The organism is Pseudomonas sp. B20, from assembly GCF_020515755.1.
Taxonomy (GTDB): Bacteria; Pseudomonadota; Gammaproteobacteria; order Pseudomonadales; family Pseudomonadaceae; genus Aquipseudomonas; species Aquipseudomonas syringae.
In genome coordinates this window covers 21,670-44,769 of record NZ_JAHPJG010000031.1, presented here as the reverse complement: position 1 = coordinate 44,769, position 23,100 = coordinate 21,670, and the positions used below count along the sequence as shown (strand labels likewise).

The 23,100-nt window shown below is 54.7% G+C and carries 20 protein-coding genes; 11 read left to right on the top strand and 9 right to left on the bottom strand.

What is annotated here, in order from left to right; translation table 11 throughout:
• Positions 1 to 102: 102 nt before the first annotated feature.
• From LIX91_RS24135 to LIX91_RS24115, 5 genes are read right to left on the bottom strand one after another with little or no spacing between them, the layout of a single operon-like run.
• On the bottom strand, positions 103 to 1,236 hold the full coding sequence (locus LIX91_RS24135) for a restriction endonuclease subunit S (protein WP_226489317.1): 1,134 nt from the start codon (positions 1,234 to 1,236) through the stop codon (positions 103 to 105).
• Complete coding sequence (locus LIX91_RS24130) at positions 1,233 to 2,837, bottom strand: class I SAM-dependent DNA methyltransferase (RefSeq protein WP_226489316.1); 1,605 nt, start codon at positions 2,835 to 2,837, stop codon at positions 1,233 to 1,235. The genes LIX91_RS24135 and LIX91_RS24130 overlap by 4 nt, the downstream gene beginning before the upstream one ends.
• Positions 2,838 to 2,870: 33 nt before the next feature.
• Positions 2,871 to 4,727, bottom strand: coding sequence for a DNA recombination protein RmuC (gene rmuC / locus LIX91_RS24125; RefSeq protein ID WP_226489315.1), 1,857 nt, complete (start codon positions 4,725 to 4,727; stop codon positions 2,871 to 2,873).
• Positions 4,728 to 4,729: 2 nt separating this feature from the next.
• A complete protein-coding gene (locus LIX91_RS24120; RefSeq protein ID WP_209996831.1) occupies positions 4,730 to 8,116 on the bottom strand; it encodes a DEAD/DEAH box helicase family protein in 3,387 nt (1,128 codons plus the stop codon).
• Between the two features lie 50 nt (positions 8,117 to 8,166).
• Entirely contained in the window at positions 8,167 to 9,648 is a 1,482-nt protein-coding gene (locus LIX91_RS24115; protein WP_226489314.1) for a sigma-54 interaction domain-containing protein, read from the bottom strand.
• Between the two features lie 1,179 nt (positions 9,649 to 10,827).
• Between LIX91_RS24115 and LIX91_RS24110 the strand changes: the two genes are divergently transcribed.
• On the top strand, positions 10,828 to 12,186 hold the full coding sequence (locus LIX91_RS24110) for an MFS transporter (protein ID WP_024661156.1): 1,359 nt from the start codon (positions 10,828 to 10,830) through the stop codon (positions 12,184 to 12,186).
• Positions 12,187 to 12,550: 364 nt separating this feature from the next.
• On the opposite strand, the gene LIX91_RS24105 is transcribed toward LIX91_RS24110, so the two are convergent.
• Both LIX91_RS24105 and LIX91_RS24100 read right to left on the bottom strand, forming a co-directional pair.
• Positions 12,551 to 12,994, bottom strand: coding sequence for a hypothetical protein (locus LIX91_RS24105; RefSeq protein ID WP_057407505.1), 444 nt, complete (start codon positions 12,992 to 12,994; stop codon positions 12,551 to 12,553).
• A gap of 430 nt (positions 12,995 to 13,424) precedes the next feature.
• Entirely contained in the window at positions 13,425 to 14,051 is a 627-nt protein-coding gene (locus LIX91_RS24100; RefSeq protein ID WP_226489313.1) for a TetR/AcrR family transcriptional regulator, read from the bottom strand.
• 113 nt (positions 14,052 to 14,164) lie between these two features.
• Here LIX91_RS24100 and LIX91_RS24095 point away from each other — a divergent pair, with 113 nt between their 5' ends.
• From LIX91_RS24095 to LIX91_RS24050, 10 genes are all read left to right on the top strand, one after another.
• On the top strand, positions 14,165 to 15,085 hold the full coding sequence (locus LIX91_RS24095) for an NmrA family NAD(P)-binding protein (protein ID WP_226489312.1): 921 nt from the start codon (positions 14,165 to 14,167) through the stop codon (positions 15,083 to 15,085).
• Complete coding sequence (locus LIX91_RS24090; protein ID WP_226489311.1) at positions 15,082 to 16,236, top strand: epoxide hydrolase family protein; 1,155 nt, start codon at positions 15,082 to 15,084, stop codon at positions 16,234 to 16,236. Before LIX91_RS24095 ends, LIX91_RS24090 begins: the two co-directional genes overlap by 4 nt.
• 148 nt (positions 16,237 to 16,384) lie before the next feature.
• Positions 16,385 to 17,149, top strand: a complete 765-nt coding sequence (locus tag LIX91_RS24085) for a hypothetical protein (RefSeq protein ID WP_003413907.1) — start codon at positions 16,385 to 16,387, stop codon at positions 17,147 to 17,149.
• 58 nt (positions 17,150 to 17,207) lie between these two features.
• Complete coding sequence (locus LIX91_RS24080; protein ID WP_226489310.1) at positions 17,208 to 17,978, top strand: SDR family NAD(P)-dependent oxidoreductase; 771 nt, start codon at positions 17,208 to 17,210, stop codon at positions 17,976 to 17,978.
• A gap of 78 nt (positions 17,979 to 18,056) precedes the next feature.
• Positions 18,057 to 18,416, top strand: coding sequence for a hypothetical protein (locus LIX91_RS24075; protein ID WP_010428536.1), 360 nt, complete (start codon positions 18,057 to 18,059; stop codon positions 18,414 to 18,416).
• 319 nt (positions 18,417 to 18,735) lie between these two features.
• On the top strand, positions 18,736 to 19,092 hold the full coding sequence (locus LIX91_RS24070; protein ID WP_003413911.1) for a DUF4190 domain-containing protein: 357 nt from the start codon (positions 18,736 to 18,738) through the stop codon (positions 19,090 to 19,092).
• Between the two features lie 16 nt (positions 19,093 to 19,108).
• Entirely contained in the window at positions 19,109 to 19,549 is a 441-nt protein-coding gene (locus tag LIX91_RS24065; RefSeq protein ID WP_003413914.1) for a DUF805 domain-containing protein, read from the top strand.
• A gap of 85 nt (positions 19,550 to 19,634) precedes the next feature.
• Positions 19,635 to 20,072, top strand: coding sequence for a GFA family protein (locus tag LIX91_RS24060; protein WP_226489309.1), 438 nt, complete (start codon positions 19,635 to 19,637; stop codon positions 20,070 to 20,072).
• Between the two features lie 228 nt (positions 20,073 to 20,300).
• Positions 20,301 to 20,666 carry a histone-like nucleoid-structuring protein, MvaT/MvaU family gene (locus LIX91_RS24055; RefSeq protein WP_003413918.1) on the top strand — a complete coding sequence of 122 codons (366 nt, stop codon included), beginning with the start codon at positions 20,301 to 20,303 and terminating at the stop codon, positions 20,664 to 20,666.
• A 129-nt stretch (positions 20,667 to 20,795) separates the two neighbouring features.
• Positions 20,796 to 21,095 carry a hypothetical protein gene (locus tag LIX91_RS24050; protein ID WP_003413920.1) on the top strand — a complete coding sequence of 100 codons (300 nt, stop codon included), beginning with the start codon at positions 20,796 to 20,798 and terminating at the stop codon, positions 21,093 to 21,095.
• 129 nt (positions 21,096 to 21,224) lie between these two features.
• On the opposite strand, the gene LIX91_RS24045 is transcribed toward LIX91_RS24050, so the two are convergent.
• Both LIX91_RS24045 and LIX91_RS24040 read right to left on the bottom strand, forming a co-directional pair.
• Positions 21,225 to 22,115, bottom strand: coding sequence for a hypothetical protein (locus LIX91_RS24045; RefSeq protein ID WP_226489308.1), 891 nt, complete (start codon positions 22,113 to 22,115; stop codon positions 21,225 to 21,227).
• 94 nt (positions 22,116 to 22,209) lie between these two features.
• The gene (locus tag LIX91_RS24040; RefSeq protein ID WP_100073852.1) at positions 22,210 to 23,097 is read right to left on the bottom strand and encodes an SDR family oxidoreductase; all 888 of its coding nucleotides are present in this window, start codon (positions 23,095 to 23,097) and stop codon (positions 22,210 to 22,212) included.
• Positions 23,098 to 23,100 lie beyond the last annotated feature (3 nt).

Sequence of the window (23,100 nt, the reverse complement as noted above, 5' to 3'; positions counted from 1 at the left end):
CGGCACAGATGGTGTTTTTTCATCATCACGACCAAAGAATCTTCGGCAATAGCTTCGCTGACTTCTGCGTTTTAAGGCCAAGGCGCACGAGCACTTTCTTATCTACAAAAGGCCTGAAAAAGCTCGGTGCGAGAGACATTGAAAGGTGCGCTCATTAGCGAACCGAAGCGTCTTTTTCTTATAATCCAACACCCTAGAAACTATCGCCTCAAATTGAACTTGTACGTGTTTAGGTGGAAGCATAATCGGCACACTATTACAAACTGACTTATTCATATACGGAAGGGTTGTACTTGAAGCCATTTTCAGCATATAACTTTTCTGCCAAGCCAAAGAGTAAGATAAGAATGTGGGACTCAATTCTTCACTAGGTAAGAAAGCATGTAACTGCTGATTAATCACCATGTCCTCCCCTGCGATAGTGACTACACCAAGATCTCCCACACAGGTCATGATAACAGAATACTTCGGAACAACCCTTGCTCGAACTTCTGCAATCTCGTCTGCAGACAAACCAATGCCCTCCTCCTTTTTAAAAGTAACACCTAAGTGGCTAAGCTCATTAGTCGTAATCCATGGAGTCGAGCCAGAAAATGACTTTGGCTTATCTCTTCCTGGAACAACACAATCACAGATATCGCCAACTGGCTTGACCTCCCAACCCTTGGGATTGGTGACAGGGTTGCCGAACATTTCCAGAAACAGACTCCTGAGAAATTCGTCGGCGAGCTTAATGGACCGCTCGCGTTTGGTAGATATATCGTCTGCCTTGTCGAGAATAGAGGCGATCCGCCTTTGTTCGGGCAGGGGTGGGAGCGGAATCTCAACAGCTTCCAGCTTTCCCTTAGTAATATGCTTCAACCCTACTCCACCATGAGCTTGATCAATAATTTGGTCGAGCTTTGAATTAATTGCATACCTTAAATAGTTTTTGTCTGCACGATGGTGATCTACATCCACTCTAAAGATGTGCTGATTCAAATAAGCCTTTCCTCGACGCCAGAAAAAGGCGCCGAACGAAGTGCCTGGAGTGCCTGACCACGAAAAGAGCAAGTCTCCTGAGTGGATGTGGAAGCGCTGCTCCACCTCAAAGTCACAGTAATTAAACGGCTTCGTTTCATCATTTAGATTCTGAATTCGCACAATAGGTGTGCCGGCGTCTGACCACTCCTCCGACTTAAATGCCCTTCCATTCTGCAAGGTGCAGGTACTTCCAAAGGCAACAGTACTTATCATAGCATCCCCTCCAGCTCATCCAAATCCGCCAGAATTTCCTGCTCCAGTCCTTTCAGCCGTTTAAAAATCATCTTCGGATCTTCGTATTGCTCCTGCTGGTACACCAACTCTCTGTAGCGGTTGATAGAGAGGTCATACTTGCTGGCCACGATATCCTCGGCGGGTACGACAAAGGCTTGTTTGCGCTTGTCGCCAAACAGAGTGTTTATCGTATTAGCACTGATATTGCTTTCGAGCATGTGGCGGTATTTTTTCCACTGGGCTATGGCGTCAGGAAGGTCGTTAGTGCCCTCGCCTTTTAGCTCAGTACGCTTGTCGTCCAGCGAATAGCCATCGGCCTGCAGGTCGTAGAACCATACACGTTCGGTGGTGCCGCCCTTAGTGAAGATGAGGATGGCTGTGCTGACACCGGCGTAGGGTTTAAACACGCCGCTGGGCAGGCTGACGATGCCTTCGAGTTGATTGTCGTCGATTAGCTGTTGGCGCAATTGCTGGTGGGCCTTGCTGGAGCCGAACAGTACTCCGTCCGGCACAATCACCGCTGCACGGCCGCCAAGCTTGAGCGAGCGCAGTATATGAGCAACAAACAGCAGCTCGGTCTTCTTAGTTTTCACCAGGCCCAGCACGTCTGGGTTAGTGTTGCTTTCGTCAAGAGTGCCTTTAAACGGCGGATTGGCCAGCACCACATCGAAGAAGTCCTGCTCCTGACGCGGGTAGTACTCTTTGATGGATTTGCTCAGGGAGTCCTGATAGCGAATGTTCGCGCCATTCACCCCGTGCAGCATCATGTTCATACTGGACACCCGCAGCATGGTGGTGTCGAAGTCGAAACCCCAGAACATGTCCTTGTTGATATGGTCGCGATACGGCTCAAGCAGGTCACCGCTGTAATGCGGATTACCGTCCTCATCCTTGAAGATACCGGCGTCACTGGAATGCACTTTGTTGAGGTATTCCATGGTACGAGCCAGGAAGCCTGCGGTGCCGCAGGACGGGTCGCAAATCACATCGGTGGGCTGTGGCGCGATCAGTTCGATCATGGCATCAATGATATGCCGGGGCGTGCGGAACTGGCCGTTGATGCCGGCGGTGGTGAGTTTGCTCAGCAGATATTCGTAGATATCGCCCTTAACATCGCTCTGGGTGAGCGGCAGCGCGTTGACCATCTCGACAGCGGAAGTTAGCACTGACTCGTTTTTGATCTCCAAGTCTGCGTCCTGCATGTATTCGCCGATATGGCCCAGACCTTCCAGCGCACTGCCTTCATCGCCCAGGCCGTCCGCCGCATCGGACTTCTTGCCCAGTTTGGCGAAGTAGGGATAGACGTTCTGCTTGAGATGCTTGTGCAACTCCTTGCCACTTAGGTGGTGGAAATTCTTCCAACGCAGCAACCGGCCTTCCGGCGTATTGGGGAACAGGCGATCGAAAGACTTGCCGGTACGATTGGCCTTACGCTCGGCCACGTCTTCCTGCATATCGAGCATACGGGCGAACATCAGGTAGCTGATCTGTTCGATCACGGTCAGCGGGTTGGTGATACCGCCAGTCCAGAACTTTTCCCAGAGCTTGTCGATATCATTGCGGATTTTGCCAGTAAGCATTATTTGCTACTTCTCTTTTATCTGAATTCGGAATTACTGCTGGGCGGACAATTCGCCAGCAAAAGGATCATGTGCGCCAGCGAGCAAAGGCCCGTTTGACGCGGGAGTTTCTTCGATTGCTTCGACGATCAGGGATAGACGCTCCGCCTCGAAATCCATATGGACTGGCTCAAGCTGCGGCAGAGTCTTGCTGACTTTTGCAGACAGTTTGTCGAAGCGCTCCACCTTGCCATAGAGGCCCTGCTGACCTGCCAGGGCCTTCACGGTCGCGTTGTAATGATTACTCGCCGTATTGAGGCTACCGCCCAGTTTGCTGAGTCGCTCTGCAACAATGCAGACCTGGTTGTAAATTTCCCCGGCCTTTTCACTGATTTCACGCGCATCGGCATTGCTGCGTTCAAGCATCCATAGATTGGAGACGGTGCGCAGAATCGGGATCAGCGTGGTGTGTGAGACCAGCACGATGCCTTTCTTGTAACCGTACTCAAACAGGTCCTTATTATGCTTCATGGCCTCGATATAAGCTGGCTCGATGGGCATGAACATCAGCACAAAGCTCGGGCTACGCATACCAATCAGGTTGGTGTAATCCTTGGACGCCAAGTCGTCGATGTGTCTGCGCACAGACTTTACGTGCTCCACCAATGCGAGCTGATATTCCTCCGGTGTGTTGGCTGAGACGGCGCGATCATATGCGACCAGCGAAACTTTGCTGTCGATAATCATGTGCTTGCCGTCTGGGATCTTGATCAGGTAGTCCGTCTGCTTGCTCCGGCCTTCAGAATCCTTGAATGCGCTCTGCACTTCGTAGTGCGCCTCCTCGACCAGCCCGCTCATTTCCAACGTGCGACGCAATTGTGCTTCGCCCCACGCGCCACGTTGCTGAGAATCACCCTTGAGGGCCGAGGTCAGGTTGTTGGCCTCGCTGCTCATCTTCAGCCCAATATCCAGCACCTTCTTGATCTCGGCATTTAAGCTAGTGTTGCCTTGCAGAGAAGCATCGTGAACATCGTTGATGCGCTTCTGAAAGCCCTCGATCTGATCACGGAAGGGTTTGAGCATGCCGTCAATGCTGGTCTGGCTGGTCTGGGTGAAGGTCTTGCCTTTTTCCTCGAAGATCTTGTTAGCCAGATTTTCGAATTCCTGAGTCAGCGATTTACGGGTATCGGCCAGCTGAAGCATTTGCTCCTGGAAGTGCTCTTCTCGCTTTTGCAGAGTGGTTTTAAGCTCAGTGTGTTCGGACGACAGTCCGCCGAAACGCTCCTGCAGTGCATTGAGTGCTTGCGCTCGCTCAATCAACACCTGCTTGGCTTCACCCAACTGCTCACGAACGTCACGATCGGAAGTTTCAAGTGACTTGGCCCGCTTACCCTCATTAGCCAGCTCATCCTTGAGGCGGTCCCGGTCTGCCTGCAGATGCTCGTTGGAAGTCTGCGCTTTTTCCAGGCGATCACGCAGCTCAGTGATCCGCTCTTGAAGTGCCCGCCCCTCCGCCTGGGCGGTATCCAAGCGTTTAGCGGCTTCATGATGCTGCTGGTTTGCCTCTTCCAACTTCACTTGCACAGCAGCAATGGCGTCCCGGCTATGCTGTTGCTCGGTGTTCAGCCGCGTCACGTTTTCGAAGGCGGACTGTAATTGCGCGTTCAACTTGCTTTCTGCAACTTGCAGCACATGGCCGCGCCCGTCTGCCACCTTGAGCTGCTCAGTGAGAGCAGCCTTCTCTGCGCTGATCGATGCCTGAGCCGTGTGTGACTGCTCAAGCTGTGCTGTCAGTTGGCTTAGTTGCCGCCCCTGGCGCAGCGCTGCTGCGAAGTAACCCAGCAGCGCAGAAGCCACTGCGAGCACTGTAGTGATAACAACGATATCCGTAGTCCATTGACTGGATTGCATGGTCACTCCTGAACGCCAGATGGCGAGTTGTTCTCGCGAAGGAAGGGTTTGAGCACTGCGACCAACTGATCAATATCCGTCGGCTTGAACACGCCGTCTATTCCCTTATGGGAAATTCTGTTGAAGGGTGCGTCGTAGAGTTTTTCGATGACGATGCTGCCGTGCTGGGCAATATAGTTCTTCAACAGATTCATGAAGCTCACCTGCTGGGCAGTGAGAGTTGGGTGGCTGTGAAGGAATTTCTTGAAGTGCTCTTCGATGGCCTGCGCATCCTGTCCGATCATCTCGCGAATCGTGACGTGTAGCTGCTCTGCCGTACGACCGTAGAACTCATTCAGCACATCCAGGCTTACCCCGGGATGGCTGGTGAGAATGGTCGATGTCAGGGTTTTCAAGTCTGGATCGGCAATTGGCTCGCCTTTGTGGATTTTTTGCAGAATTGGATTGGCGGCAAGCATGTCTGTGAGGATTTTTTTCAGTCGACCGCGATAAAGCATCGCCTCGCTGGCACCCATGATCACTACTCGACGTTCCTCAGCTACCACGTGGTCATCCTTGGCCTTAGTGGTTCCAATCCCGTAACTGATTGTGCTCCCCGTCTGCCGGTATTTCATGATGCTGCGCAGTTCCTGGCGGGCACTTTCCAGCTTGCCAATGCTCGGCTGCTGCCAGAAAGCCGCACTGCGTACCTCGGCGAGAATCTCATCCTTCTGGCGCACGGCCTGGATATTTACCGCGAGCTTGTCCAGTTCAGCCAGAAGCGCGATTTTGCCGTCCTCGAAACAACTGGCCTGCTCCACCATGCAGCGCTCAATGTTAGCCACCAGCTTGTCCAGCGCGGTGGCGTGTTTATCGTGCAGTACCCGAGCGGACATCAACGGTGCAATGGTGTTGCTCAAGAGATGCTGAGTACTTGCGTCGAAACGCTTCAGCAGACCCGTCTGCTGCAATTGGTGCACGTTACGCAGCTCGCGCTTGACCGCCACGCTGGTTTCCGGAAGGTCATTGATGTCAGCGCGCAACAAGTCAGTGGCAGCATCGAAAGCTTCGGCATGGTTGAGTCTCAGTGCGGCTTGGGCCAGCTCTAGGCGAGCTTCGAAAGTCGTCTGCAGCAGGGACTTGCCGCCAGTATCTTCCGGCTCTTGGTACTCCTGCTCGAAGAAATCGAAGTTGCCATAGTGATCGAAGATCAGGAACTCTTGCTTGTCTTTCCCCTGACCAAACAGATTGGGACGCAGGCGCGTGCCCCTACCAATCATCTGCCAGAACTTGACCCAGGATTTCACCGGCTTGGCGAACACAAGGTTGACCACCTCCGGCACGTCGATACCGGTGTCCAGCATGTCGACTGAAATGGCTATCCGAAATTCGTTATCTGGCTTTTTGAATTCCTTGATCAATGAGCCCACATGGGCGATGCCGTTATGGATAACCTTGCAAACCTTGGTCCCGTACTGCGGGTAGAGTTTGCAAAAGAGCTTTTCGAGATGCTCGGCGTGATCCTGGCGTTGAGCGAAAATGATTGTCTTGCCTACCAGAGAGCCGGTTTCATCCTTGATACCGTTATCGATCAGGTTTTCCAGAATGATACGATCGGTGTCTTCACTGAAGATCTTGCGGCCAATGTCCTTGCCGGCGATCGTTGTACGCTGGGCCTCCTCTTCGCCGAGATCTTCCTCGAGCTGTGCCTTTTGTTCGTCACTCAGATCTGTATAATGGATGCCATCACGCAGAAAGTCGGTGGTTAAATCCTTGACGCGAAACGGCACCAGGTAAGGCGGTTCGTTGTTGATGGCGGCATCCAGACCAAACTCGAACGTAGGGTCGGTGGTTTCGCAGTCGAAGATGTCGAAGGTGTTGCGGCTGATGAATTTGACTGGTGTGGCAGTCAGGCCAACTTGCAGCGCATCAAAGTAGTCGAAGATATCGCGGAATCTGTTGTAGATACTGCGGTGGCTCTCGTCAGCAATGATCAGGTCGAAGAAGCCCACATCGAGCTGAGCGAGGCGGTTCATCATTCCTGGGTAGGTGGCGATGAAAATTCGCGCCGTCTGATCCACCCTGGTGGTTTCACCAATTACGCAGCGTGGCTCGCTGGGCAAGTTCTGCTTGAAGGCATCGTCAGCCTGCACACGCAGTTCCTTGCGATCACAGAGAAACAACACTCGCTTGGCCCATCCGGTGCGCAGCAGTAGTTCGGCCAAGGCAATGGCTACACGGGTTTTACCGGTGCCCGTGGCCTGGATGATGAGGGCCTTGCGCCGCTGCTTCTGGAAATGCGCGGCAACGGTCTTGATCGCCTCGATCTGATAAGGGCGGTCCGCAATGCTCAAGTCAGGGTTGTGCTGCTCCAGCTCGGCAATACGATACTGGCGCTGATAAGCCAGGTACTCAAGGCTGCTCTTGCTGTAGAAGCCGTACACCGGACGATAAGTGTTGTACTGAGTGTCGTCCCAGATGAAGGTTTCGTAGCCGTTGCTGTAGAAGATCACCGGCCTTTGCATGCCCATACTCTCGAAACCATCGGCATACATGCGTGCCTGTTCGCGACCGGCCTGCAGGCTCACATTGCCGGATTTCTTGGCTTCGATCACGGCTAACGGTTGGCCATTATCCCCCCACAGCACGTAGTCCGCTCGGCCCTTGCCACTAGTGTTGTCAGGAAAATCGACTTCTATCTCTTGGCCAACCTGCGCGGAATCACTCACATTCCAACCGGCCTGTTGCAGCATCAAATCGATCATGAGTTTGCGAGTCTTCGACTCGCTCCATTGCAGCCTGTCAGAAACTTGCTGACTCTGCAGACGACGCTTCTGCTGGTCTGGCTTGGCGGGCGGATCAAGCTTGTCGAGATTGCGAATGCGCTCTTGCTCAAGCTTGTCCATCACACGCTGGAGCTCTTCCTGCTGCTGATTCAGCTCCTTTTCATAGCTGAAGACAGTCTTCTTCAGGCTAGCCAACGCCGCAGTTGGATCCTGCACATTGGCAAACTCAGGGATCGCAGCCTGATTGACATCGTAATATCTAATCGCCATATACATGGCCAGCTGATGTGCAGTCTTAAGCGCCCGCTGCGCATTGTGCAAATCACCTTCGGCACCATGGGCCGTATAGTTGCCCTGAATGCGTAAAAAGTTGATTTGGTGAACAAGAGGTTTACTGACACAGTTAATGAAGACTGGGCTTTTCACCAGGTCGTAGAAGGTTGACTGCGGCATACGCGGCAGCAGCTCCTCCTTGTAGACGGACTTGGTAAGTTCCTCAGCGAAGCTGCGAAGGCGGGTTAGCGCACTGCCCGGATCGATGTGCAGCACCGCCTCGGCCAAGCCAGCAAGATTCGCCAGCAATTCATTGCCGGAGCGGAGGAATTCGAAATTGACTGATTTCATAGAGGCTATTCTGTCCATACCGGTCCTATAGCGAGGACCGTGCCAAATTTTTAGTCGATGCCGTACTTGTTCATCCAGTTGCTCAGCGTCTGCTGGCTTTTGAGGCCTAATAGGCCCGCCGCTTGGGTTTTGTTGTTGCCGGTAATCTTGAGTGCCTGACGAAGATAATGATCAGCCACACTAGAAATTACTTCTTGCAAATCAATGCCTTGGGAAACATCAAGGGACATCGGACTTTGCTTATCCTGAGGCAGTTGAAACAGCGCCTGCTCGATGTCAAGCGTGTTTATCACGCTGCCTGTACACCAGAGCGCTGCTCGCAATAGAGTGGATTGCAGTTCCCGGACATTACCTCGCCAAGGGTGGCGTAGAATAAGATTTTTTGCATCAATGGAAATTTTCTTATCTCTGAAGGAGTTGTCCTGGGCGGTGATCTCCTTCAATAGGTAATCCGCCAGCAATAGCAGATCGCCCCCACGCTCACGCAGCGCAGGCAGATGCAGTACACCTACGGCCACGCGGTAAAAAAGGTCTTCCCTAAAGCGCCCGTCCGCTACGGCCTGCATAAGGTTGCGATGGGTTGCAGTAATCACGCGCACATCTACCTTGACGTCCTGACTAGCTCCGACCGGATTTACAACGCCTTCTTGCAGGACCCGCAACAGGCGTACCTGTGCATCTGGCGCGAGTTCACCGAACTCATCCAGAAAAAGGGTTCCCCCATGAGCTTGCTGGAAAACACCGACTCGATTCTCGACAGCCCCGGTGAAAGCTCCCTTGCGATGACCGAAAAGCGTAGAGTCGATCAGCTCTGGCGGGATGGCACCACAGTTGACGGCAATGAAATGCTTGGATGAGCGAGGGCCTGCATTGTGGATTGCCCTGGCAAAAAGCTCTTTTCCTGTGCCAGTCTCACCATAGATCAGTACCGGAACCTGTTTTTGAGCAAGAATCTGAGCTTGAGATTTAAGAATCAGCATGCGGCTGCTTTGCGCGATTATGCTGTCGAACGCAGCGTTGACTGGAGCCTGCCCCTCAGAAAGCTGTAGCAGTTTTTCACCGGTAATGGTGTTAGCTGCAGGCACATATTCCGCAGTGATCTCGAACGGGACTTCAACTGTCTGAACGCCCTGCTCTAAAGAGGACTGATAGAAGGTAGCTGGATAGCGTGTTTTGCCTAGCAAAATCCAGATTGCCTGCATCGCAGGCGTGCCAGGACTGATCAGTATTGAAAGATCTGTCCGAGGGGAGGACAGCCGTTCCAAGTGCTTATTCGCTGCCTTGTAGATTTCACCGAAATGCACCGGGGAGCTCAGCGACTCGTAGTGGAGTTCAATGCCTATGTCCACACCTGCCTTCAGCCATGCAAGGTATGGTTCAACACGTTCGGCAGGATACGAGCTGAGCAGCTCAACACGGTCAAATGAGGCCGATCGCAGGGTCGATAGAATAGGGCCGACCTCACCACCCCCTGGCGCCTTAAGATCATTCCCTCCGACCCAACAAGTCAATACACGCTGATTCTTGGACACGGTCCTTGTTCCCCCGACTTATACTCCCGCTGGATCCAGACAGGGAAAGTTTTGCTGTAACTCTTGGGCCGGATACTAAACTATCGGGCCGGGTTAAGCCTCGTAAACCGCAATGTCTCAACTCTCACGCCTCCGCATCAGACAGATTGACGTTACCGCCAATCTGTCTGATGCTAGCGCAAGGCTACCATGCCAGTCGTTAACTGAAAGCCAAAGCGGATGATGCTTATGCTGCACGAGCTTTCGTCAGCTGGTCGGCAGGTGATCCATTCAGCAAGTGGATGTGAATCAAAGGGTCAATTCGGTCACCACCCACGCTGCCAAATAACAGCGGCAGTCTTCCAATGCCTCAAATTTGCCACACTCACCTAGATAATTGTGGCGAAAACCCGCCACCCTCAACTAACATAACCCGTTGATTTTCCAGATAATCCCCGCTAATTATTGATTCTAAAAGTCGACTTTTAGGACTCCGAAGGCAGAGGTCGTGGGTTCGAATCCCGCCTTGTGCACCATATTTTGCACTCTGGATATGTCTTGAATTGTGGACAGTCTATGAAATGTCCGAAGCCCGCCTTGTGCGGGCTTTGTTATTCCTGGCTTTTGGTGCCGGATGAGATCGTTGTGTGCGCTCCGCACGTCACGGCGAGAAGATGTTGGCCCAGCAAATGGCCCAAGCGAACAAGGAACTGAAAGCGAGCATCGAGGTACGCATGCTCGCCCCCCCCAACCGATGCCAGCAAAAGCCTCGGTATGTTCGCCGCCCTGAACGGTTCCGAAGATGCAGCAGCACTGGCACACCGCTCACCGCTTTTCTCACAGCCCCAAGAAAAAGATGTATTTATTTTCATACACAATTCGAAACACCTCATCCCCCTAAATCCGAACCCCTCAGACAATACAACCGGACATATTGTCGCACCCCAAAAAATGGCTTGCGGTTGTGATGAATCGTTTCATCTGGCATAAAAGGTCGGCTTCGGGCTCGAAAATCTAGGAAAACATAGATTAATGGGGCGACGATAGCTGCTCCAATGTCTGACCCCGCGCGTCAAATAATCAAGCCAGTTTTGCTCGCTGCCCGAAGCGGATGCCTGTGCTATCCAATCTGTCTTTCAACCTCATCGAGGCCATTCCTACGGCGCGCCCAAACGCCGTGCAACAAAAAGGACCGGAAAATTGAGCGATCAATCCACTCCGAACACTCCACTCGTTAGATTCTGCGACAAAGTTGGTATTCCCTATCCCATGTTCTGGGGTTTTGTCGGCCTGTTGATCTTCATGATCGGCGATGGCGTAGAACTCGGATACCTCTCGCCCTTCCTCAGTGAACGCGGCATGCCCGGCGATGAAGTCGCCATGATCTTCACCATCTATGGCGTCACGGTCGGTATTTCATCGTGGCTCGCCGGCGCGCTCTCCAATATCTGGGGCCCGAAACGGGTGATGTTCCTGGGATTGATCATCTGGAGCGTGTTCGAAGTGCTCTTCCTGGTCTACGGGCTGCAGGAATTGAGCTATTCCATGATTCTGCTGACCTATGGTTTGCGCGGTTTCGGTTATCCGCTCTTCGCCTACGGTTTCCTGGTCTGGATCGCGGCTTCCACGCCGTCCCGCAAGATGGGCATGGCCGTGGGCTGGTTCTGGGTGGCTTACGCCGCGGGCCTGCCAATGCTGGGCTCTCTGGTGGCGAGCATCGCTATTCCGCTGATTGGCGCATTGCTGACCTTCTGGCTGTCCTTCGCCCTGGTGGTCATCGGTGGTGTGATTGGTCTGGTCGGGATGCGCGAAGCTCATGGCATGCGCCGACTGGCACCGGAAGGCGAGCGTCCGCTGGTGTCGATGGCCAAGAACATCACCATCATGTGGACCCGTCCTAAAGTGTCGTTGGCCGGTATCGTCCGCGTCATCAACACCTCGTCGATGTTTGGCTTTCTGGTGGTCATGCCAGGGTTCTTCATGCAAACCGTTGGCTTCACCCTGGAAGAGTGGCTGCGCCTGCTGACCATCGTGTTTGTGTTCAACATCATCGGCAACCTGGGCTCCAGCGTCATCAGCACCAAGATCGGTTATCGCAACACGATCCTGTGGTTTGGCGCAGTGGGCAGCACGATCAGCACGCCGCTGTTCTTCTTCATGCCGCAGGCGTTTCCGAACGACTTCCTGATCGCCTCGATCTTCGGCGCCTTCTATGGCCTGACCCTGGCGTGCTTCGTGCCGCTGTCGGCGCTTGCCCCTGCTTTGGCACCGAACAACAAAGCGGCTGCCTTGTCGGTGTTGAGCCTGGGTGCAGGCGCGTCGACGTGGGTTGGCCCGGCTGTTGTTGCGATCTTCAATGAAAGTTACGGCATTGAAGGCGTGGTCTGGGCGTTCTCCGGGTTATACGCACTGAGTGCTGTGCTGACCGTATTCCTGAAAGATCCGGAGCCGGTGCATGACCCGATTCTGATCAAGATCAAGCGTCGGATCAAAGTGTTCGCGCCGCGTCTGGATTATCGTTGGGCTCACGCTGAGGATCCGAAGCAAGGGCAAAGCTGATTCAGAGCCCCAGGCTTCGCAGAAAAGAGCCGCCGCAGACTGCACACGCACTCTGCGGCGGCTTCGTTTTACAGGAAGAGTTGTATCTACCAAAGCAAAGACTGCCACTGCGCGTCTGGGTGAAGTGATCGCCAGCATCGAAGGTCTTGCCGTTACCAACTGGACGGCTAGTGCTTATTACTATAATTGGCACCTAGAAAAAACCGCTAGGTAGTGACCAAGGCTTTCCTACGCTTTCAGTCATCTTTTGCTCGAAACTAGCCATGTCTGATAGATATCGGCTAAAAGCGGAGAGTAAAGTCGCGACCATATATTGGCGAATAGTTCCTTAGATTGCAGGAATTACTTAAGTTTCGATTTTTCGTTACTTGATAGGCGGAGCTTGGACATAAACGATCTGCTTATCTCTTCCCACCAATAATCCGATGATAAGAAAAATCACCCCCAGAAAAAAGCCGACAAATCCTAAAAAGCCACTGACCAGTGTGCCACCAATGGCCGCACCCGCTTTTTCAGCGCCAGAATGAGCACCACTAAGATTTGTAGCAATATGGGTGCCGGTAAAAATTATGCCGGACAGAGGGAGCATGAATGCCGCTATGCCAGACATCACCAGCAGCCGGCGCCACGCCTTGCCAGCTGTTGGAGCGTAGATCGCAATCACGAGCGCTACGACCCAAGCCACAAAGAAAACGATAGCCCCTCTGGCACCACTGGTCTCCGGCGAAGCTGCGCCCGCGATTCCAACAATCATTGAAACCAAAATGGCGAGAATCAAACCGCCGACTATCCCTGCCAGAATTTTCAAAACCAATTCCCTTGTGATGCGGAGCACTAAATATGTCCGAGCACGCTGTATAGCAGCAAATCGCCAGCTCCGCTACCGAGTCACCGCAGAGAAAAACTCAAAATGTGGGGTAAGCACCTTTGGTCGTGTCTGCCGACCTGTATTGCAAGCGCGGGAAAATCGCTGCGGGCCTCATAAACAGAGTATTCAATCATCGAGTACTACCCCCGTCTGGCACTCTTCTTTCTGCCTTATTTCGCAACTGTTGCCGTCACTGCCAAAAAACTGTCTTGGCCCCGGCCGTGCATTATCACCTACAGCATGGTGGGAGTGGTCAATGTGGCGCCTATCAGCTATCGCGGCTCAGCTATTAGTAATGTTCAGTAGCAAGTCCCATGAATCAATGCCCCCATGAGGTTTTCACAGTTCAGGCCTATTGCCTCACAACCCCTCACCCCAACAACCCAGCACCCCCAACCATCTTCACCCCCCATTCCACCCGCTCCGGAATACCCTGAATCAGCACCCCCCGATCCTCCCCCAGCAGCGCTCTAAGCTGATGGGGAGCGAACACCAGATCAATGAATTGGCGGGCCAGCGCGTCAGGGTCGGTGGGTTGGTCCGGGCCTGCCAATATCGCCGAACGTACTCTGATGAAACCGCCTTCCCACCCGATTCGGTTGACCTCAGCCGCCAGCAGCGGCGTGCGGTTAGAGGTGGCGATTACCAGGCGCATCATGGCCAGGGTATCGGCTTGCAGTGCGTGTTCGAGGATGCCGTGGCCCACGTGCCGCAGGCGGCCTTCGAGGGGGAGCGCGGGAGTCGTTTCGGCGGGCGCCAGCAAGGTGGCTACGTGGCGTCGCACCACGGCCTCGAACAGCGCTTCTTTGTTGGCGTAACGGGCATAGAGGGTGGCTTTGCTGGCGCCGGCGGCGCGGGCGATGTCTTCGCATGACGTGCCTTCGAAACCACAGGCCAGAAAGCGCTGCAGCGCGGCATCCAGCAATCGACGCTCGGCCTCGCCCGCCTGGTCTTGCCTGGGCCTGCCGCCTTTGGATTTGGTCTTGATCGCTGTCATGGCCGGCAACTTACAGCCCGCTTGTTTGTTCGTCAACTAAACGGTAACGTTCAGTTAAATGGAAGCAGGTAAACGCCGTTTCTACCTATTCATAACGACCAAGGAAGCGCTTTGTGAATGACGCGACTGCTTTACCCATTGTGGTTGCCGGCGCTACGGGAGATTTGGGTCGCCGCGTCGTGCTGGCCTTGGCAGAGCGCAGTGCCCATGTCATAGCGCTGGTTCGGCCGGGCACTGAACCAGCCAGGCTGAATGGCCTGCGCAACAGCAGCACGACGATCACGCCGGTTTCACTGGATGACGCTGAGGGCCTGCGCCGTGCCATTGCCGGCTCGGGTTGTGTGGTGTCTACGCTCAACGGCCTTGAAGAGGTGATCATCGGGCAGCAGGGCAGGCTGTTGGAGGCTGCGGTAGCCGCTGGCGTGCCCAGGTTCATTCCCTCGGATTATTCGCTCGACTACACCCGTACCCGGCCTGGCGATAATCGCAACCTGGACCTTCGGCGACGCTTTCTCACCCAGCTCGATGCGGCCGACATCAACGTGACCTCGATCCTCAACGGTGGTTTTCTGGAGCTGCTCGAAGGCGATGCGCCGATCGTGCTGCCCGGACGCCGGGTGCTGCATTTCGGTGATGCACAACAGTTGCTGGACTTCACCGCCAAGGACGACGTAGCCGCCTTCACCGCCGATGCCGCGCTGGATCCCCACACGCCGCGCTTTCTGCGCATTGCCGGTAACAGCCTGTCGCCTGCGCAGATCGCCAGCCTCCTCACCGAGCTGACCGGGCAGCGCTACCGTACCCTGCGCCCCGGCAATATCGGCACGCTGTCCACGCTTATCGGCGTGGTGCGCGCGCTCACGCCTGCCAGTGACAAGCCGTTCCCGGCTTGGCAGGGCATGCAATACCTGCGCGACATGATGAGCGGGCGCGGCAAGCTGCTCAATCTGGATAACGACCGCTATGGTCAACGTGAATGGGCGTCCGTGCGTGACACGCTGGCCCGTACCCATGTGCAAGGGAGCAACCAATGACCTACCTTATCGAGCCTTTTCCTCCTCAAGTCCCCCAGGCGCAACTCGATGATCTTGCCCAGCGCTTGGCGCAAACCCGCTGGCCTGATCCTGAAACGGTCTCCGACAACAGTCAGGGACCACGGCTCGAGCGACTGCGCGCGCTGGTAGAGCGCTGGCGCAGTGGCTATGACTGGCGCGCCACCGAAGCCCAGCTCAACCAGTGGAACAGCAGCCGGGTCGAGATCGACGGCCTTGGTATTCACTTTCTGCACATCCGCTCGCCTCACGCTGACGCCTTACCCTTGCTGATGACCCACGGTTGGCCGGGCTCGATTCTTGAGTTCAGGAAGATGATCGGGCCACTCACCGACCCTGTCGCCCACGGTGGGCAGGCCAGCGATGCGTTTCATTTGGTGATCCCGGCGCTACCGGGTTTTGGTTTCAGTGATAAGCCGCGTTCTACAGGCTGGGGCGTGGGCAAAACTGCTGCGGCCTGGGCGCAGTTGATGGACGGTTTGGGCTATGGCCAGCGCTGGGCCGCTCAGGGTGGGGATTGGGGCGCGGCCGTGACCACCGCCCTTGGGCACATGCGCCCGCCTGGCCTGATCGGCATTCACCTGAACATGGTGATGTACCAAGCCACCGAGGCGGAAATCGCCCAGGCCACGCCTGAAGAACAGCGCATGTTGGCCGATGCGCAGCGCTACGACCGAGAGCTTTCCGGCTACATGAAAGTGCACAGCACCCGGCCGCAGTCAGTAGGCTTCGCCCTGTCGGATTCGCCCGTTGGCCTGGCGGCGTGGGTGTATGCGCTGTTTCAGGATGCCTCCGACAGCGGCGGCGAGCCCGAGCGGGTCATCGAGCTCGATGCGCTGATCGACGACATCATGCTGTACTGGCTGCCCAATGCCGGCCCCAGCTCGATCCGTTTCTATTGGGAAGGGATGCGTGAAATGCACAAGCAAGGCCCTGCCCCCGCGATGCCAATCCCTGCCGGCGTGAGCATGTTTCCGGGCGAGCTGCTGCGCCTGTCACGGCGCTGGGCGCAGGCGCGTTTCGACGATCTGCGGTTCTTCGCGGAAGCCGAGCACGGCGGCCACTTCGCGGCCATGGAAAACCCAACGACGCTCACTGAGCATGTGCGTGAGACCTTCCGCCTGCTGCGTTAATACTTTTGCAGGCGTACTGAACATCTCGGAGGTGGAGCGGCTCGCTACAACATGCGCTGTCGAGCGATGGAGTAAGCGCTGACATGCATCGTTACCCACCGCCAAAAGGTTTAGCATTCAGCCCACCTTCGGATGTGAAGTTTTCTGCATGACGGCCTTCTACCTCAAGTTACTCATCACCCCCGCGCTCATGCTGGCCATCTCATTGGCGGCCAGGCGCTGGGGCACCGGCGTGGCAGGGCTGCTTTCCGGCCTGCCGATGACCTCGGCGCTGGTCATGCTGTTTCTCAGCCTTGAGCAAGGCACCCTATTCGCCTCGATGGCGGTGCCTGGGGCATTGGCCGGGCTGGCGGCGATTCAGGCGACTTACCTGTTTTATTTCCTGGTTACTCGACGCGTTTCAGCGTTGACGGGATGCGTCCTGGCCCTCGCGGTGTATGGCGCAACAGCCTTTCTGATGAACCAGTTGGGCTTACTGGCGCTGTCGATCATGTTCACGCTGCTGATGGTTGCGCTGATCATCGTTGCCACCTCGAAACAGACACCGCCGGACGTAGCGTCATACGTGGCACTGCCGCGCTGGGTCATCCCGATGCGAATGCTGACCGCCACCCTTCTGCTGCTGGCGATTACCGCAAGTGCCACTTGGCTCGGGCCGGTGGTCAGTGGGCTGCTCGCGCCAATCCCGGTGATCGCCTGGCCGCTTGCAGTGTTCGTCCACGTGCAAGGCGGGCGTTATGAACTGGCGGCGATAATCCGCGGCAATGCCATTGGCGCCGTCGGAGTGGTGAGTTTCTACCTGACCCTCAGGTACTCCATATTGCAATGGGGCGCGCTTCTGTCTATTGCGGTTGCCGTTTTGCTGGCTGTTGTGGTGACGGCTGGGTTGGCGCGGCTGTTGGCGAGGCGTTAGGGCTATAGTTGCCTCAAAGAAGTCAAAAACACTTCAACCATGCTCCTCAAGGTGCCTTATGAGTTTGATACCCGAACTGAACAGCGAGGCCAACGTGCTGATATGCGGGGCCAGCCGAGGTATCGGCCTGGCACTGTGCGCGGCGTTGCTTGCTCGCGATGATGTGGCTCAGGTATGGGCGGTCGCGCGACAAGCCAGCACTTCCACAGAACTGGCAACGCTTGCAGAGCAATATGGCCAACGCATCAAACGCGTCGACTGCGACGCGCGCAATGAACAATCCCTCGAAGCACTCGTGAGCGAGACACTTGATGGATGCGAGCATCTGCACCTCGTCATCAGTACGCTAGGCATTCTTCATCAGGACGGCGCAAAAGCAGAAAAGGGCCTGGCACAACTGACACTTGCGAGCCTGCAAGCGAGTTTCGCAACCAATACCTTTGCGCCGATCCTACTGCTCAAACACCTACTCCCTTTATTGCGCAAACAACCTTCTACCTTCGCGGCGCTCTCCGCGCGGGTTGGCTCTATTGGTGATAACCGACTGGGTGGCTGGTACAGCTACAGAGCCAGCAAAGCAGCGCTAAACCAGTTGCTGCACACGGCCAGTATCGAATTGAAACGCCTTAACCCGGCCTCTACTGTCTTGGCAATACACCCAGGCACGACTGACACGGAGCTGTCTCAGCCATTCCAGGCGAACGTGCCCGAAGGCCAACTGTTCGAACCGGTTTTCTCGGCGGATCGCATCATTGAGGTGGTAGGTGCACATGGACCGGCCGACAGCGGGACCTTTTGGGATTGGGACGATAAGCCTATTGCCTGGTGACTTATTTCACTTTTGAAAATTTAGAACCTATTAGGCCTATGATATTTTCGATATCCACGGGTACGAACAGAGCTCGGCATGATGATAAGTGATGCAGATTTGGCGGAAATGCTTCCTTCCGCGCTAACTGGCGTCACTGTCGGGATCGGTTCGCAGATCCTGCTTTTTGGTGATACAGCTAGCGTAGTAATTCAGTGCCCATTCGTCACTGATATCGATAGGGTATGCAAGTGGGGACATGGTGAAGACGCTGCCACAAGTCTTTTGCTGTTTGATTTTTTGAACCTCGATGTGGAGGCTGTTTCAATTGATAGTTTTGGGGTATTAACCATCACCTTCAGTACGCAGACAGTCTTGAAACTCTTTCCTGAGAGGAATGGATTGGAGTCGTATGTGGTGAATACGCGGCGCGATATATTTCCAATTTTGGTGTGGTAAACAGAAAAATACGATGGCTATCAGGGGCGAATACGGCGCGAGCCCAGGCTTGCTAATGACTCCGAAGGCTTACATTGTCGATTCGATTGCAGCACGTGGAGGAGGCGCAAGCTCGTTTAGCCCCTTGCCCATCGCCACGCTAGCTAGCGATCAAACCAACGTAAACAACTGACTGCAAAACACCTCAAAACGTCGTGCAGTCGCCAAATCTATAAATAAAACTAACTAATTCTTGGCAATACAAACCTTTTAACCCAGAATTTGCGGGCGTTCAATCGCTTGCTAGTGGTCTGAAAGCTACTCTATATAAGGAAATAAAATGGCGATGGTCTTCTGTCGTGGCTGCGCAAAGGAAATACATGAAACGGCACTCAACTGCCCGCAATGTGGCGCCAGTCAGGTGTCCGCAACTCCCGCGCAACAGCTACAACAGACTGGCTCTCCGTGGATGGCTATCGTCTCTCTGGTGCTGGGCATCCTCTGCTCGCTGGCGCTGTTCGACGATGGTGAATGGGATCTGGATACCGTCGTCGGGCTCGGCATGTGCTCGATAGCCGGACTGGTTCTGGGCGTCATCAGCATCAACAAAAAGTTGCCTGGCAACGGAATAGCGATAGCAGGCACTGTCTTGTCAGCGGTATCGCTGCTGATATTTTTTGGATTAATAGCTAACTGATTTAGGGAAGAATGAGATGGTATTTTGTCGTGGTTGTGCAAAGGAAATCAGTGATGACGCTGGTACGTGTCCGCACTGCGGGGCACCGCAGCTGGTTGTTTCGCCAGCCAGTGCGAGCACCGATAACCCGCCTGCATGGAGCTGGTACACAGACGTTCTGAAAAAATACGCGGTGTTCACCGGCAGGGCACGCAGAAAAGAATACTGGATGTTCTTTCTGTTCAACATCTTGATCTCGATAGTCCTCGGCTTTATCGGTGGGCTGATAGGTGATGGCGGCATTATCGCTAACCTTTACTCCCTGGCCGTGTTGGTACCGGGTATCGCGGTGGGTGTTCGCAGGTTGCACGACACGGATCGCAGCGGCTGGTGGCTGCTGGTACCGATTGCCAACCTCGTGTTTCTGATTCAGGAAGGTCATCCAGGACCTAATCGTTTCGGGCCAAGTCCTAAGTAAAAACGGTGTGAAGATGTGGTCGTCTGGCCACATCTTCACAGGCTTTTCGCTGCGGCGCAGCCCATAGACGGAGTCACTGTTTTATATGGACACCTCTGACGGAACGTTACAAGGCACCTGCCATTGCGGCGCTGTACGATTTCAAGTTCGGCTTACTGACGGATTCAAGACCGTCCGGCGCTGCAACTGCTCCTATTGCCGGATGCGCGGTGCGATCGCGGTTTCAGCAGCCCTGGAGGATATTGAGATCACTTCCGGCGAGGCGATGCTCAAGCTCTATCAGTTCAACACCCTGCAAGCGAAGCATTATTTCTGCTCACAATGCGGGATATATACACATCACCAACGCCGCTCCAACCCGGCCCAGTACGGCGTTAATGTGGCTTGTCTCGAAGGAATCAGTCCATTTGATTTTGAAGAGGTGCCAGTCAACGAAGGGCGAATTCATCCCAAGGATAAAGCTGCTGGAAACGGGTCGGACATCGCTGGATACCTACGCTATATCCCTACCACTACTTCCTGAGATGAGGTAAATCGCTCAAGCGACCTCAGTGACCGCTCTGATCGAAAGCTACTGACGCGCGCCCGGAAAATCGCATTTTCTGAAAATAACTGGAAGCCCGGGCAATCTGGCTTATCGTGTTACTACAGCGTATTGGAAGCCACTGCGCCTCTACGGAAAATAGGCTGAACTTGTGACGGGCACGATCTCTCTCACTAACTACGCACACCTGTTTATAAGGAAAATACCATGTCTAAACTCGCAGAATACCGTCAGCTGGAAAAGCATCTCGCCGAGCAACTCAAAGCACTGGAGACGATGAAAGGCGACCAGGGGCTCAAAAAGGAAATCGAGTTCGAAACCAAGCTGCGCAAGCTGCTTGAACACTATGGCTTCAGCCTGAAGCACATCATCAATCTGCTGGACCCACAGACTTCGGCTCGTGGACAGACCGCTGATAAGCCTGCGGGCAAGCGCAAGCCGCGCGAACTCAAGGTTTATAAAAATCCGAAAACCGGTGAAGTGATCGAGACCAAGGGTGGGAATCACAAGATTCTGAAGGAATGGAAAGCGGAGCATGGTTCCGATGTTGTCGAGGGTTGGCTAAAGAAGTAAAGCCTTGCCTGTCGATTGATTCAGGGCGTCGACTCTTCACCGTTGGCGCTGTTGAACAGCCGACGCCGGGAACGATCCGCGCCGGCTGTTCGTCTGACCTGTATCGACTCACTGAAAAGGTACAGCGCAATGGACAAGACGATCACTGTGGACCAACTGGCTTCCACTGACCTCAGATCAGTCAACGAAATATGGCTCGGCGGTACTCATACCGAGCTATGTCTGTGGCGTGGCAAACAAGTCCCTACCCACGACATGCTCAGCGAGGGCACCCACGATCAGAACGCCCGGCGCCTGTGCCTGCAACTGGTCGACCCCGACGATAAGGCTGCAGTAGCCAACGTCGAAGCACTCGTTCGCGAGCGGCTGGAAAGGATGGGGAGCCAGGGCGAGTTTTATCCGGCTGAGAATGCGGACACTCACCAGTAAATCGTTCTGATTTCACGCGATTCTGTAGGCCTTGGGGCCGTCTTGCCAGACTGTAGCTTTGTGACGCAGAGCGTCACGAACTGCATGCCAACGCGGAGCATTGGCACGGTGGTCATTCCAACATCTAACTCAAGCCCCTATCGCCGAGCCTGTCAAAAAACACGTCCGCACCTTTGCCCATACCTCGCCAACGGGCATAAAGAACAAAGAGCTCATCTTCAGCAATCCACGCGTTGCCTTGGGAACAGGCGTTACAGGCTCACTCGCACCATGTACTGCAAGCAAATACCGATAAACTCGACGGCTGCTCATGGGCAGCAGTCCAAGCTGTTCAAGCAATGAAGGGCCTATCTCGCTGATCATGCCGGTGACCATGATCCAAAGCCACACGATTTCGGCGCATAAGAACGTGCCGAGTAGGATATTGAAGCCTATTGTTCTCCAGTCTTTTACGGCGGCGAAAATGGCGTCGATGTTGCTGCCCAAGGTGATCATTGTTGTAAAGATCGCGGCGATGGCAAACAGCGTCCCGATGAATCGGGCAGGGTCTGGAAGACGAAAGAAAGCGGCGATGCGTGGCCCCATCGTATCGTTGCTGGCCAGCCGCTTGAGCTCTTGACGTTCTTCCCACAAGTGTCTCATCACCCTTGCCTTATCGACGAGCTCGGCAGAACTACAGCTATAACGGGTGCAAAACCATTGTTGCCGCAATTGCGAACGCACCAAAGGTGTCGTGAGCGGTCCAGCGCCCATCTGATCTGCACGGACCAACTCATAGATCTCAGCCAATCGAACTGCGCAGATCATGGATATCAGAAGCACAGGAACCAATGCCGGCATGTAGTCAGCTAGCTTGGTCCAAGGCAAAAATATCAGCGTCGCGGAGAGTGCCAATATCAATGCGATCATCCAGATCAGACAGATACGAGCATCACGCCGACGCCAAGCCTCTTTGAAAGGCGCACGCTCAAATCGCTGAAAGTGTTCTTCTACATCCTTACGCAACTGGTGGATGCTCATGGTTTGCTTCCCTTGCATGGCAAACGCACGATTTTAGGTCGCCTGTTCGGTAACGTAATTAAACAAATTGTAAAAAGCAGCGTGCCTGCAAACACTACCCCTTCAAACACCTTCCCAAATCCTCAATCAAACCTGGGCCCTTGGGCTGCCATCCCAAGCGCTCGCGTGTCTTGTGACTCAAGCTGCTCATGTCCTTGGCCACGAATGTCGACAGCCAGCCAAAGTGTGCGGTGGCTTCATGGGTGGGCACGGCCAAGGTGGGCAGGCCGAGGTGTTCTCCGATGGTTTCGGCAATCAGGCGGAAAGTAATGCCTGATTCGGCAGTCGCGTGATAACGAGCCCCCGGCTGATGTTTCTCCAGAGCCAGACGATACAGGCGCGCCGTGTCTTCAAGGTGCGCTGCAGACCACTGATTGAGGCCTTGGTCGATATAGGCTGAGCAGCCTTTTTCCTGCGCCTGTTTGATGACTTCGCTGACCAGGCCTTGTTTGGCCGGGTTGTGAACTTGCGAGAGTCGCATCACGACTACGTTGACGCCGCGTTGCAACAGCGCCTGCCCGGCGATTTCCGATGCAACGCGAGGGTTGGGGTGCGCCGGGTCGAAATGATCTTCGTCTGCGGCCTGCCCAGGTGCTGACGAGCCCATCGCCGTGCTGGAGGTGATAACCAGTGGTCGCTTGGAACCTGCCAGTGCAGAACCCAATGCGTCGATGACGCGAGCGTCTTTCTGGCAGTTGGCGACGAAGTGCGCGAAGTTGTGATCAAACGCCGTGTGAATCACCGCGTCGCACTTCTCTACGCCACGCTGAAGGCCGGACAGGTCTTCGATATCACCGCGATGCGGTTCGGCTCCCATGGCAAGCAGAGCTCGATCCCCCTCTTGCGAACGTGTCAGACCTACTACCTGATGGCCTGCGTTGATCAGTTCCCCAGTGACGCGAGTGCCAATAAAGCCTGTGGCGCCGGTTATAAATACGCGCATAGT

Excerpts from the sequence above, each read along its gene's own strand:
- LIX91_RS24055 (WP_003413918.1), top strand. The coding sequence starts at position 20,301 with ATGTCTAAACTCGCAGAATACCGTCAGCTGGAAAAGCATCTCGCCGAG.
- rmuC (WP_226489315.1), bottom strand. The coding sequence starts at position 4,727 with ATGCAATCCAGTCAATGGACTACGGATATCGTTGTTATCACTACAGTG.
- LIX91_RS24135 (WP_226489317.1), bottom strand. The coding sequence starts at position 1,236 with ATGATAAGTACTGTTGCCTTTGGAAGTACCTGCACCTTGCAGAATGGA.
- LIX91_RS24040 (WP_100073852.1), bottom strand. The coding sequence starts at position 23,097 with ATGCGCGTATTTATAACCGGCGCCACAGGCTTTATTGGCACTCGCGTC.
- LIX91_RS24090 (WP_226489311.1), top strand. The coding sequence starts at position 15,082 with ATGACCTACCTTATCGAGCCTTTTCCTCCTCAAGTCCCCCAGGCGCAA.
- LIX91_RS24100 (WP_226489313.1), bottom strand. The coding sequence starts at position 14,051 with ATGACAGCGATCAAGACCAAATCCAAAGGCGGCAGGCCCAGGCAAGAC.
- LIX91_RS24065 (WP_003413914.1), top strand. The coding sequence starts at position 19,109 with ATGGTATTTTGTCGTGGTTGTGCAAAGGAAATCAGTGATGACGCTGGT.
- LIX91_RS24130 (WP_226489316.1), bottom strand. The coding sequence starts at position 2,837 with ATGCTTACTGGCAAAATCCGCAATGATATCGACAAGCTCTGGGAAAAG.
- LIX91_RS24045 (WP_226489308.1), bottom strand. The coding sequence starts at position 22,115 with ATGAGCATCCACCAGTTGCGTAAGGATGTAGAAGAACACTTTCAGCGA.
- LIX91_RS24085 (WP_003413907.1), top strand. The coding sequence starts at position 16,385 with ATGACGGCCTTCTACCTCAAGTTACTCATCACCCCCGCGCTCATGCTG.
- LIX91_RS24060 (WP_226489309.1), top strand. The coding sequence starts at position 19,635 with ATGGACACCTCTGACGGAACGTTACAAGGCACCTGCCATTGCGGCGCT.
- LIX91_RS24120 (WP_209996831.1), bottom strand. The coding sequence starts at position 8,116 with ATGAAATCAGTCAATTTCGAATTCCTCCGCTCCGGCAATGAATTGCTG.
- LIX91_RS24070 (WP_003413911.1), top strand. The coding sequence starts at position 18,736 with ATGGCGATGGTCTTCTGTCGTGGCTGCGCAAAGGAAATACATGAAACG.
- LIX91_RS24080 (WP_226489310.1), top strand. The coding sequence starts at position 17,208 with ATGAGTTTGATACCCGAACTGAACAGCGAGGCCAACGTGCTGATATGC.
- LIX91_RS24050 (WP_003413920.1), top strand. The coding sequence starts at position 20,796 with ATGGACAAGACGATCACTGTGGACCAACTGGCTTCCACTGACCTCAGA.
- LIX91_RS24075 (WP_010428536.1), top strand. The coding sequence starts at position 18,057 with ATGATGATAAGTGATGCAGATTTGGCGGAAATGCTTCCTTCCGCGCTA.